This window comes from Flavihumibacter cheonanensis (genome assembly GCF_022352215.1).
In the GTDB taxonomy this organism is placed as follows: domain Bacteria; phylum Bacteroidota; class Bacteroidia; order Chitinophagales; family Chitinophagaceae; genus Flavihumibacter; species Flavihumibacter cheonanensis.
This window is the reverse complement of sequence record NZ_JAKRWF010000001.1, coordinates 1,683,918-1,695,360: the sequence shown is the minus strand read 5'-3', so window position 1 is coordinate 1,695,360 and position 11,443 is coordinate 1,683,918. Positions and strand designations below refer to the sequence as shown.

12 protein-coding genes are annotated in these 11,443 nt (G+C 44.4%); 1 reads left to right on the top strand and 11 read right to left on the bottom strand.

Annotated features, from left to right (window positions below; genetic code table 11):
- Positions 1 to 8: 8 nt before the first annotated feature.
- From MD536_RS07485 to MD536_RS07450, 8 genes are all read right to left on the bottom strand, one after another.
- Positions 9 to 434, bottom strand: a complete 426-nt coding sequence (locus MD536_RS07485; protein WP_239597296.1) for a heme-binding domain-containing protein — start codon at positions 432 to 434, stop codon at positions 9 to 11.
- Between the two features lie 57 nt (positions 435 to 491).
- Entirely contained in the window at positions 492 to 911 is a 420-nt protein-coding gene (locus MD536_RS07480; RefSeq protein WP_239597279.1) for a hypothetical protein, read from the bottom strand.
- Positions 912 to 943: 32 nt separating this feature from the next.
- On the bottom strand, positions 944 to 1,468 hold the full coding sequence (locus tag MD536_RS07475) for a DUF305 domain-containing protein (RefSeq protein ID WP_239597276.1): 525 nt from the start codon (positions 1,466 to 1,468) through the stop codon (positions 944 to 946).
- Between the two features lie 11 nt (positions 1,469 to 1,479).
- The gene (locus MD536_RS07470; protein ID WP_239597275.1) at positions 1,480 to 2,136 is read right to left on the bottom strand and encodes a DUF3347 domain-containing protein; all 657 of its coding nucleotides are present in this window, start codon (positions 2,134 to 2,136) and stop codon (positions 1,480 to 1,482) included.
- Positions 2,137 to 2,258: 122 nt separating this feature from the next.
- Complete coding sequence (locus MD536_RS07465; protein ID WP_239597271.1) at positions 2,259 to 3,317, bottom strand: YncE family protein; 1,059 nt, start codon at positions 3,315 to 3,317, stop codon at positions 2,259 to 2,261.
- Positions 3,314 to 5,446, bottom strand: a complete 2,133-nt coding sequence (locus MD536_RS07460; protein ID WP_239597268.1) for a heavy metal translocating P-type ATPase — start codon at positions 5,444 to 5,446, stop codon at positions 3,314 to 3,316. The genes MD536_RS07465 and MD536_RS07460 overlap by 4 nt, the downstream gene beginning before the upstream one ends.
- Before the next feature lie 11 nt (positions 5,447 to 5,457).
- On the bottom strand, positions 5,458 to 5,769 hold the full coding sequence (locus MD536_RS07455) for a phosphoribosylpyrophosphate synthetase (protein ID WP_141815672.1): 312 nt from the start codon (positions 5,767 to 5,769) through the stop codon (positions 5,458 to 5,460).
- 14 nt (positions 5,770 to 5,783) lie between these two features.
- Positions 5,784 to 6,689, bottom strand: a complete 906-nt coding sequence (locus tag MD536_RS07450) for a DUF3347 domain-containing protein (protein WP_239597264.1) — start codon at positions 6,687 to 6,689, stop codon at positions 5,784 to 5,786.
- Between the two features lie 195 nt (positions 6,690 to 6,884).
- Here MD536_RS07450 and MD536_RS07445 point away from each other — a divergent pair, with 195 nt between their 5' ends.
- Positions 6,885 to 7,142 (top strand): hypothetical protein, encoded by a 258-nt coding sequence (locus MD536_RS07445; RefSeq protein ID WP_161987648.1) that lies wholly within the window; start codon positions 6,885 to 6,887, stop codon positions 7,140 to 7,142.
- A gap of 253 nt (positions 7,143 to 7,395) precedes the next feature.
- On the opposite strand, the gene MD536_RS07440 is transcribed toward MD536_RS07445, so the two are convergent.
- From MD536_RS07440 to MD536_RS07430, 3 genes are all read right to left on the bottom strand, one after another.
- Positions 7,396 to 7,617: a heavy-metal-associated domain-containing protein gene (locus tag MD536_RS07440; RefSeq protein ID WP_134092068.1), complete on the bottom strand. Its 222-nt coding sequence runs from the start codon at positions 7,615 to 7,617 to the stop codon at positions 7,396 to 7,398.
- Positions 7,618 to 8,067: 450 nt separating this feature from the next.
- Complete coding sequence (locus MD536_RS07435; RefSeq protein WP_239597263.1) at positions 8,068 to 8,676, bottom strand: DUF305 domain-containing protein; 609 nt, start codon at positions 8,674 to 8,676, stop codon at positions 8,068 to 8,070.
- Between the two features lie 199 nt (positions 8,677 to 8,875).
- A complete protein-coding gene (locus tag MD536_RS07430; protein WP_239597259.1) occupies positions 8,876 to 11,296 on the bottom strand; it encodes a heavy metal translocating P-type ATPase in 2,421 nt (806 codons plus the stop codon).
- Positions 11,297 to 11,443: the final 147 nt, after the last annotated feature.

Sequence of the window (11,443 nt, the reverse complement as noted above, 5' to 3'; positions counted from 1 at the left end):
TGAAAATTTTATTTAATGCTGTCTTCCATTGTGCCAAACCAATTAACCAAAACCTGCTTATCCTGCTGTGATAATACTGCGTTGCGATGAATCAACGTATATGACGACAACGGCATTTCCCCGTCCTTGACCTGACCCGCCATTGCCCTGAACTTATTTCGCTGCTTGCGGGCTGAATACTCGCCAAAGGTGCTAAAGTTGAGTTCCTCTTTGCCTTTTTTGATATGCCGTGCCATATACCATGCCCCGGGCTGGATACGGCTATACCACGGATAGCGGGTATTGTTGCTATGACAGTCATAGCAGGATTGGGTAAGGATGGCCTTTACGTTTTGGGGTACGTTGTAAACCCTTTCAATATGAGAGGAGGTTACTTCATCCGACTGGTTTCTTAACGGCTGAAAAAACTGTATGCCGATTAAGATAACAGCCAACCCCAATATGATTTTCTTTTTTAAGGACATAATATTGTGGCTTCATTTAAAATGTGACTACTGTTTTTTAGAATAATTGTCGTAATTATCCTTACTCTCAAAGTAGGATACTTCGCCGTTGTTCCCCGTAACGGCAATCACCGCTACAGCTTTATCCACTTGCTTGTGGGAATACGGGTCCGTTGCCACCCGAACGCTGGCATCTTTTGGAATGCGCTCTTTGCACATTTCACAGCATCCGTAGTATGTTTTACCTTGAAATTTTACGTCAAACTGCTTTTTGCCCATATAGGCATCGTTGACCATGCAGACTTCATCTGAGGGGACCAATTCGCCTTTTTGGATATTATGTTCGTGGCCTGTTGCAACTGCCTCCGGGTGATGGTGTGTTGCTTCCGCCTTATCAGACCCTGCCTGCCCGCAAGCGGTGCATAGCAGGGTTAACAGGGAAAGCAAGCCGATTAATACTTTGCTCATGTTGAAATTATTTTTTGAATTTTATCATCATCCTATTTATCATTCTCAAACTCTTTTAGTTTGCGCTTCATCAGTTCAATTTCTTCTGCCTGAGTTTTAAGTATGTTTTTTTGCAACTGTATCAGTTCCGGGTCGGTCAGGTGTGCCTTTTCAGACATCAATATGGCTGCTGCGTGATGGGGTATCATACCCTTAGCAAACTGCTTGTCCCCGACATTGAGTTGTTCCCTGATACCAAACCATGAAAAAATGCCAACGGCGACTGAAATTATTGCTATCAACCAGTTCATCTTTCTGTTGGGGTACATCATTTTCATGATCAATAATTCTATAAGCAACATTGCCGAGGTCATCAGCAAGGTCATATACAAATTGTTGATATTGAGTAGAAGGTTCTGCCACCCGTCTATCATGGCGTACATGATAAAATACATAACTCCGAACATTGCGACAGCCATCACCGCAAAGTGTTTGTACATGCCAGAAGCATGTTTTGAATTGTGCACACCATGCGCTGAAGCATGGTGTGCATTGTGACTGTTTTCCATATTTTCCATATAACTGATTTTTATTTGCTGTTAATTGTTTGCTGCACCTTACCGCAGGTCAGCATTTTCGAGCCATAATAAGGGTTTTTGATTTCCTTGTTTTCACTGAACCAAACCGCTCCCTTATTGTCGTTGAACATCGGGCAATGATCCTGATACAATGTTTGTGATGTACCAAACAAATCAATCAGGTCTTTCAAGTCTTCGCTAAGCGAGGATAAATGTTCGCGTTGGTGGTGGATGTTACCAACATTTTCCCCGATATGCTCCGCATGTTCTTTTGCATCATCCGCTATGTCCATGTATTGTTTATGCTTATCGGCAGGAATGGCTTTCATGTCTACCTGGTTCAAAGCAGCTAAGAGTTTTTTACCTGCTCCGGCAGCAGCTTTGTCATCGTCTGAAACGAGAGCATTCTTTAATGACAGGTAGCCGGTAATGATGGGCGCAATGGAAAATCCTTTGGCTGCGGCATTTACTGATTCGCCTGGCTGTTTACCGTTTGATGTATCGATAGCGGCAGGGGCGGTTAAGGTATCATTTGATTGGGAAGTCGCCTGCCCGCCAGAAACGGCGGTGGTATCCGTTCCAGACTGGTTTTTGTTTGAAGACTCAGTACAGGATACTGCTACAAATGCTATAATAACTGCGAAGATTGATAATGCGAAATTTTTCATTTTATTAATTTTTAAATTGAATAAGTATTTTAAGTTAGGGTTACCACCGTACCATGCAGTACCGGCAACCGGTAAGAGTTATTGTTAGCGGTATAGATGATAGCATCTATGCCACCTTTCTTTTAAATTTTTATCACGAGGCCATTGGGCTTTTTACCAACGTTAAGCGTCTTTGTTACGGCATGTGATGATACGTTGATTACTGAAACCGTATTACTTTCCTGGTTGGTGACATAAGCGGTATTCCCGTCCTGTGTGAATACAATGGCGTGCGCCCCTGCACCGGTATTAAATACACCCGCGTGCATCCACATACTCATGGCATTGTCCCAAGTCCAGTAATGAACTTTCCCATTCATAGGGTCAGTTACCCATAGTTCATTTTTTGACGCGTTATGAGCGGCAAATCCGGGCATAAAACCTAAACTAACAGTTTCGCTTACCGTATTGGTCGCTACATCAATCACTGAAATGGTCTGTGAAGCCTCATTGTCCACATACATTTTGCCGTTACCTGCAGGCCAGGCTCCGACAGGATCATCGCCTACGGTCAGGGTAGCTACCACCGTTTTTGCAGAAGGACTGATCACTGAAACTGTACCACTGCCACCGTTGCACACGTAGGCTTTTGTGCCATCCATGCTAAAGGTTACTTCCGCCGGATCTTCACCTACAGAGATTGTATTTTTGACAGCATAGGTGGTGGCATCGTAAACCAACACCTTTCCATCCATCGCCATTTGCGTTGTCCATATTTCTGTACCGTCCGGTGAATAAACGGCATTGTGGTTCATTGCCGGTGTTTCAATATCCTTTAAAATGGTTCCTTTCTTTGCATCCAGAATCAGGATACGCCCTTTCATACCTGCCATGCCGCCAGTATGGCCGGCACTCAAATCCATACCTGGTACGCCGATGGTTAAATGATCTTGATGGTTATAAATGTGATGCGGCCACATAATCATATTACCACCGGAGTTCATGATGTCAAAGGTTTCGCTCACGGTATTATCGCTTAGCTTGATAATTGAAACGGTGGCGCTTTCACCATTGACCACGTATGCTGCGGGGTAATCAATATTTTTGTCCATTGGCATATCTCCCTTGTCATCTTTGTTACAAGAGGACAAAGTGGTAAAGGAAACGGCAGCGATTGCTACTAAAAATGCTATGTTTTTCATTTTAGATTTAAATTTTTGATTTTTAAGAAACTTGCGTTAATGGCCACTACAATGGTGCTTACGCTCATCAGCACAGCACCCATAGCGGGACTTAAAATAAATTTTGGATAGAGGACACCTGCTGCAAGTGGAATTGCCACAACGTTGTAACCCACCGCCCATATCAGGTTCTGCACCATTTTTTTGTAGGTGAGTTTACCGAAGTCAATCAGCTTAACTACATCCCTGGGATCACTGTCCACCAATATGATGTCCGCTGTTTCGGCAGCCACATCCGTACCGGAACCGACGGCAATACCCACGTCTGCCTGCGCCAGTGCAGGCGCATCATTGACACCATCACCTGTCATGGCAACCACTTCACCTTTATCCTGGAACTCTTTTACCTTTTCCTGCTTGTTATGGGGCAGCACATTTGCCAGATAACCGTCCATTCCTAATTTTCCGGCCACCGCAGCAGCAATCCTGTCATTGTCCCCGGTGAGCAAAAAGGACTTAATACCCATTTTTTTGAGTTCATCAATTGCCTGTCCGGAACCCTCCCGGATGCTGTCTGCCAAAGTGATGATGCCGATTACCTGATTTTCGATGAGAACGAAGTTGACCGTTTCGGCTTCCTGGTTGATTTCTGCTGGAATTTCCGGTAAGGAAAGGCGGTTTTCTTTGAAATAATTTGGCCCCGCAGCTACTACATTTTTCCCTTTGACAACACCTTTAACACCGATGCCCTGCATATAGCTGAAGTTTTCAGACTTCCATAAGGCAAGGCCCTTTTCTTTTAATATAGCCATGATGCCTTTTGCGATATGGTGCTCCGAATTTTGCTGTACTGCGGCAGCATACTGGATCACTTCATCTGCCTTATACTCGTCCGTTAACGGGATCACCTTTTCCACTGCATGGGAACCTTTGGTGAGCGTTCCGGTTTTATCAAAAATGATGGTAGATAGCTTCCGGGTTGTTTCAAATGCCGTCCGGTTGCGAATGAGCAGACCATTAGTCGCCGAAAGTGTGGTGGAAATGGCGACTACCAACGGGATAGCCACACCCAATGCGTGCGGGCAGGCGGTTACCATGACCGTAACCATCCTTTCAAGGGCAAAGGCAGTATCACCACTGCTGGCAAACCAATAAACGAATGTGCCTATGCCAACGGCAATGGCAATAAAGGTGAGCCATTTGGCTACCTTGTCAGCAAGGTTCTGCGTATTGGACTTAGTGGCCTGTGCCTCCTGTACCAGGTTAATCACCCGGTTCAGGTAGCTGTCTTTTCCTACTGCTGTTACCTTTACCTTCAACGCACCGTCGCCATTGATAGATCCTGCGATCACCTTACTGTTCGTTTCCTTTTTTACGGGAACACTTTCCCCGGTAAGCATACTTTCGTTGATGTAAGAAACGCCCTCCAGTACCAAGCCGTCGGCCGGAATTTTTTCCCCCGGTTTTATGATGACCGTTTCATTGCTTTGCAGCTCTTCGAGCTTTATTTTTACGGCTTCTCCGTTTCGTTCAACGGTGACATCGTTTGGCAGTAAGGCCACCAGTGATTGTAATGCCCGGGAAGCAGCCATCTGGGAACGCATTTCCAGCCAATGCCCCAAAAGCATGATGTCGATAAGGGTTGCCAGTTCCCAAAAGAAATCCATGCCCTGCAGGCCAAACACAACGGCCACCGAATAGATGTAGGCTACGGATATGGCGATGGCAACAAGTGTCATCATCCCTATGGCTTTTGCTTTCATCTCGCCCATCATTCCCTTCAGGAAGGGTAAGCCTCCATAGAGATAAATTGTGGTTCCGAGTGCCAGCAATACATATTTATCGCCGGTGAAAGCAAGGCTGAAACCCAACCATTGCTGTATCATATGTGATAACAGCAGGATAGGAACTGTAATGACCAGGCTTACCCAAAAGCGCTTCAGGAAATCCCCGGTATGGTGCCCTGCATGCTTATTAAAGCCCTCTTTTTCATGATCATGAGAAGAATGCTCAGCATGCCCATGTCCTGATGTATGCTTATGAGAAGCTGTTGTACTGCCAACTGGCACCAATGTCATACCGCAGAGCGGGCATTTGCCCGGTTCGTCTTTTAGCACCTGCGGATGCATCGGACAAGTGTATTTATTCATAACAAGGGGGGTTAAAATTTATGTGCATTTAATTTTTTTGCCATCTCATGGGTCATCACACCGGCATAAGTACCATAGGCATCAACAAGTACCCCTTTGTTCTTACCGTCATTGGACGATATCGCGTACACAACTGCATTGTTATCAGGACTGCTGTCGAGGCTTTCAAACCTATGTGTTTCCGTTACCGTAAAATCCTCCGGTTTTAGCTTCAGGCTCCTTGATGCACAGTACAGGCAGTCCGGTAAAAGACTAAAGTCCATACTGTACCCACGTTGTCTCAGTTCTTTGAGCGCCTGCACCATGTCATCGTACTGTACCATAGCGTTCAGATCTGTTATTTGATGGTTTCTACCGTGCTGCCGCAGCTAAGCATTTGTGAGCCATAGAATGGATTTTTTATTCCATTCTCCTTACTCAGCCAATTGGCTCCCTTGCCTCCATTATACATAGGGCAATGCTGGTAGTAAACGGGAACGTCCTGCTTGGAAACTTTCGCCAGTTCGTAGATATTACCTGAAAGTGCTGCCAAGCCATTTCTTTGTTTGGCTACATCTTTTGATGCTGAAATACTCGCTGCATTGGCCGCTAAGTCTTTCATTACTTTCATCCAGGCAGTATGTTCCTGTGCCGACAGCTTATTCATATCTACCGCTTTGATGGCTGCTGCCAATTCTGTGGCTTTGGCGGACGCGGTGGCAGCGTCGGTCTTTACCAGGGCATCTTTCACTGAAAAGTAGCTGTCAAATATCGGTTTTAGTGGTGACTGATCCTGGGGGTCCGTCATTTTAGCTGAGGCATCCATTTTACTGTGATCATGATTGCCGTGCTCTGTTTTCATGCCGGTCATATCCATACCCGCCATATCCTTACCCGCCTCTTTATTTTTGGCAACCGTCTTCAAGGGTCTATCGTACTGGCAGCAGCCAGCCAGTTTTGCATATACGTCATCGGGTGCGCGGAACTTCTCATTGTCATACCCGGCTAAAGCAATACGCTTCAGTATTTCATCCTGGTTTGTTCTGTCGCTGTCGTAAGTGAGTGTAGCCACTTTGGTATCTTTATTCCAATCCACGCTGGCTACCTTCTTTACATTACCTGCTTTTTCGATGGTGGTTTTACACATTTCACAATTACCGTAGATCTTTACGGTTTCCGTTTTCGCATTCTTGATCTGTGCAAAACCGTTAATTGATGATAGTAATACAGCGATTACCATCACCATTTTCGATAATGATTTCATAATAATTACTTTTTTAGAAACGAGGTATTAGCACCCCTTTCCTGGTTAAAGTTTTGAATAAATGATAAAAATAGGGGAAGTTCAAAAGCAGAAAGTTGCTTTTGAAAGGGCACACCTATGGCTATCAGGCCATAGGTTTAGCTTATTTTAGGCGGTAGCCAAATGGAGTAATAGCCCGAAGAATAATAGGCTTCTTTGAAACCGAATTTTTGCTTTTTAACTGCTGCAAAAGGATATTTTGCTTTTAAGTCGATGGGAGTTGGTATGGTTAAAGAGGTTACGGAAGCGCCGCACCTGCAAGAGTTATGTTTACAATTGCCCCCGCAGCCTTTGCCATGCTTGCATTTGTTACAGGATTTATCTTTACAACCTGCCTGGTGTTCTGCTTTGGCGGACTTTTTCTTGGAACAGGCAGCCTTCTCAGCCGTTGTTGCATTTTTGGGACAGGCATAACTTATATTGGGCATCAGAAAGAAACCCAAACACAACAGTGTTAAAATGCCTATATGTATCCTCAAATTTTTCAACGCCACAAAGTTACAAAGAAGATTCGTTTTTTTTACCGTTTTACATCTTTTTGTTATACAAACCAAAAAAATTACTTACCCTGCTGATTGTCTTTCTTTAATACGGAAAAAATGCCCTTACCTGAAAACCTAATATTTTGACAATCAGTGGTAGAATGGGCATTTTCCCCTTTTTATGCTTAGGCATTCAACGGCTCTATTTTGAAGCCTGCCTTTTGTACCGTCGATATCACTTCCTGCTCTGTAATGCCCTCTGACTTCACAGTAAGTACTTTGTCCTTATTGGCTGTGTCCACTTCCCAATGGCAGATGCCCTCTGCATTATCCAGGTGAGGCTTTACTGATGCAATACATCCGCCACAATTGATGTTTGTCTTGAATTGAAATTCTTTATTTTCCATTGCTTAAAAATTTTATAGTTATCTGATACTGCAAATTTCTATAAAATGCTGCATGGCAGTATTACGTAATTTCGGGTTTAATTTATAAGATTTACGGATTACTTTTCCCCTCTTAACCGCAAGCTATAGCGTTCTATTGCTACGCCTGGATTCATTAGAGGTTTTTTTACGTGGTTAACGGATATATTCCGTTACCGGAAAGCTGATTACATGGTAAAGAAATGCCTAAAGCAGGGTTTGCTTAATAGAGACTACCGTTTGCCTGAAAACCTTATGGCTTACGGGATCTTGGCAAGCTTAGAAGAAATGAAGGTATCTGCTAACATCCGTGGCGATGTTAATGCCTTTGTCTTTTGAGTACTTACATGCTGTCTCAATCCGGTGTTGTTATTATGCACCTTGATAAAGGTTTCCTTTTTAGTGACAGTGTTTTTATCAATAATGTAGCTATCAACGTTTGTTTGATTTTATCCAATTGCTTAACTCTTGAATTTCTTTTGTCTGGTCCTCAATCATCATCTGTGCCATTGATTTTAATTGCGCGTTATTGCCAAACATAATGTAGGCTTCTGCGTCTTCAATGGCACTGTTGTGATGTAGAATCAACAGCGTAGCATAGTCATTGTCAAGATCACCGGTTATAAGCTGAACGTCTGCCATCTGATCCATTTTCTTCATATGGGCCATGTGCTCGGCTGAATGGGCCGGTACAGCGTTGTTTACTGACTGTGTGGTTAAGAAATCTTTCAATTCCTGTATTTCCAGGGTTTGAGCACTAATTACCTTTTGGGAAAACCGTTTTAAAGAATCATTCTGTCCTTCCTGGCTTTGAACGGTACTCATGTTTATTGCTCCTTCATGGTGCATAATCATCATTTTTGCGAAGTCGATCTCGGGATCGTCGGTCATAGGCATAGCTTCCATCCGGCTCATCATGGCGTGTAAACTATCCATCATGCGGTTTTCGTCATGGCTTTGCAGGCGCAGTTCATCACTATTTTTGTTGCAGGCAGCAAGAATGAATATTATCAATGCGGCAATGGGCATAATTTTTTTCATATCATAGATTTTAGTAAAGAGGGTAAAAACTGTGCCATTAGCCAGCTTAACGCTCTCTTTAGTTTAATTACGTCTCCTGCGTTGATAATGGGCAAACAAGTCCCTGCCTTTTTAAAAGTTGGACCCAAATATCCCCAATGCCAGTAGATTTATATGCACATTGTATGTTTTTATGGACGGTATAATACGCGTTTTATCCTTACCTATTTTTCCATTTCAGTAGCAGGCTATTGCTGACTACACTTACGCTGCTGAGTGCCATTGCCGCCCCTGCAATCATGGGGTTAAGCAGGAAGCCATTCACAGGATAAAGGATACCTGCGGCTATCGGAATGCCAATTACATTGTAAATAAACGCCCAAAACAGGTTTTGTTTGATAGTGGCTACTGTCTGTTTTGACAAACGTATTGCCTGTGGTATCTTGGTAAGGTCTGAGGAGATGATGGTCATCTTGGCAACATCCATTGCTATATCGCTGCCTTTGCCCATTGCGATACTTACATCGGCTGTTGCCAAAGCGGTGCTGTCATTAATGCCATCGCCTACCATCGCCACTGTTTTACCCTGCTGTTGCAGTTCTTTTACAAAATCGGCTTTGTGCTGTGGCAATACCTCGGCCTTGTAATGCCTGATGCCTGTCTGCTCTGCAATGGATTTTGCGGTAGCTTCATTATCCCCGGTCAGCATATACAGGTCAATGCCCATATCCTGCATTTCTTTGATGGCCTGTACTGATGTGTCTTTAATCTTATCGGCTATGGCAATGACAGCAAGAGCTTGTTTGCTGTTTGCAAACCAGATAACGGTTTTGGACTGTTTGCCCCATTCTTCGGCTTTGTCTTGTAATTCGCCAGCAATGACAATCTTGTTTTCTGCCAACAGCTTTTTATTACCTACAAAATAGGTTTCGCCGTTGTGATTGGCTTTTGCCCCTTTACCCGTAATACTGTCGAACAGGGATAAAGAGGTAGCCCGTACCCCTTCAAAGTGTTTTGCCACTGCTTCTGCCAATGGATGCTCCGATTGCTTTTCAATGCTCAACAGCACATTTTGGGAAGCATCGTCATTATTCAGCCATTGGATGCCGGTCACCTGTGGTTTTCCTTCGGTAATAGTTCCCGTTTTATCCAGTACGATGGCATTTATTTTCTTGGCCAGTTCGAGGCTTTCCGCATCTTTAATGAGGATACCCTTTTCTGCTCCTTTGCCAACACCTACCATGATAGCCGTAGGCGTGGCCAGTCCCAATGCACAGGGGCAGGCAATGACGAGTACGGTGACGGCTGCCAGTAATCCCTGTACGATCCCGTTATCGCCACCCAGCACCAGCCATAGCAAAAAGGTCAGGATGGCAATACCCATGACAACCGGAACAAAAATACCTGCAATTTTATCTACCAATTTTTGAACAGGCGCTTTGCTTCCCTGTGCATCCTGCACCATTTTGATGATGTGGGCAAGCATCGTCTCTTTACCTACTTTCACTGCTTTAAACTGGAAGCTGCCTTTTTGGTTGATCGTTCCTGCAAACACTTTTTCGTTTTCATTTTTAAGTACCGGGACCGGCTCGCCGCTTAACATGCTTTCATCCACATACGAACTGCCGGATGTTACCATACCGTCTACAGCGATTTTTTCACCGGGCTTTACCCGTATCACATCACCCGCGTTTACCTCTTCAATGGCGGTCTGCTTTTCTGACCCGTCGGCCTGGATTACCATTACGGTTTTAGGTTGTAAACCCATCAGTTTTTTAATGGCCGATGATGTATTTCCTTTGGCCTTTTCTTCCAGCAATTTCCCTAACAGGATAAATGCTATGATTACGGCCGCGGCTTCAAAATATACGTGCGCATGCAATCCTCTCTGATGCCAAAAGTCAGCAAACAGCATATTGAATACGCTGAAGATATAGGCGATCCCCGTACTTAACGCCACGAGCGTGTCCATATTGGCGGAACGGTGTCTGGCCTGCTTCCAGGCATTGATAAAGAAATCCCTGCCCAGCCATGCCACAACAGGCGTAGCGAATGCCCACATGATCTGGTTGGCATAAGGTATATCCATGAAGAACATCCCGATCACTACAACGGGTAAAGACAGGATGATTGCCCATACGGTTTTAGTCTTCAGCTTGCTGAAGTTTTGGGCGTGGATCGCTTCCAATGTTTCCTGCTGCCTGGTTTCATCTTCAATCAATAAATCGTAACCTACGGATTGTACCGCTTTTTGCAACTTTGAAGCGCTGGTCATATTCGGGAGATATTCTACGGTAAGATTCCCGGTTGCAAAGTTGACAGATGCACTGACCACGCCGGGTTGGTATTTTACGATACTTTCAGCGCTTCCGGCACAGGATGCACAGGTCATGCCCAGGACAGGAAAAGCGCCTTTAGCAGTGGTAATGTTATACCCGAGATCCTTTACTGCCTTCACCGCTTCGGGTATTGCCTCATGGTCATTTACCGTTATGGCGGCCCTGCGGTTGTTCAGCTCTACTTTATGGGTGGTGATCCCCTTGACTTGTGCCAGCCCCTTGTCAACGATGGATGCGCAATGGTCACTCTCTACGTTTTCCAAAGGCAGATAGATGATTTCTTTATTATTATCTGTCGCCATATTTTGCTGCTTTATTGAATAATGCAAATTTGACCATAATGCCAGTGGCTACTATTACGAAATTTTGGAATTGATTTATAAAATTTCAGGGAACAGGGTTAACCTGTGCCAGGGATACTGTTCGCTGCTATTCCGTTTCATGTTGCC

Excerpts from the sequence above, each read along its gene's own strand:
- MD536_RS07480 (WP_239597279.1), bottom strand. The coding sequence starts at position 911 with ATGAGCAAAGTATTAATCGGCTTGCTTTCCCTGTTAACCCTGCTATGC.
- MD536_RS07475 (WP_239597276.1), bottom strand. The coding sequence starts at position 1,468 with ATGGAAAATATGGAAAACAGTCACAATGCACACCATGCTTCAGCGCAT.
- MD536_RS07470 (WP_239597275.1), bottom strand. The coding sequence starts at position 2,136 with ATGAAAAATTTCGCATTATCAATCTTCGCAGTTATTATAGCATTTGTA.
- MD536_RS07465 (WP_239597271.1), bottom strand. The coding sequence starts at position 3,317 with ATGAAAAACATAGCATTTTTAGTAGCAATCGCTGCCGTTTCCTTTACC.
- MD536_RS07460 (WP_239597268.1), bottom strand. The coding sequence starts at position 5,446 with ATGAATAAATACACTTGTCCGATGCATCCGCAGGTGCTAAAAGACGAA.
- MD536_RS07455 (WP_141815672.1), bottom strand. The coding sequence starts at position 5,769 with ATGGTACAGTACGATGACATGGTGCAGGCGCTCAAAGAACTGAGACAA.
- MD536_RS07450 (WP_239597264.1), bottom strand. The coding sequence starts at position 6,689 with ATGAAATCATTATCGAAAATGGTGATGGTAATCGCTGTATTACTATCA.
- MD536_RS07440 (WP_134092068.1), bottom strand. The coding sequence starts at position 7,617 with ATGGAAAATAAAGAATTTCAATTCAAGACAAACATCAATTGTGGCGGA.
- MD536_RS07435 (WP_239597263.1), bottom strand. The coding sequence starts at position 8,676 with ATGAAAAAAATTATGCCCATTGCCGCATTGATAATATTCATTCTTGCT.
- MD536_RS07430 (WP_239597259.1), bottom strand. The coding sequence starts at position 11,296 with ATGGCGACAGATAATAATAAAGAAATCATCTATCTGCCTTTGGAAAAC.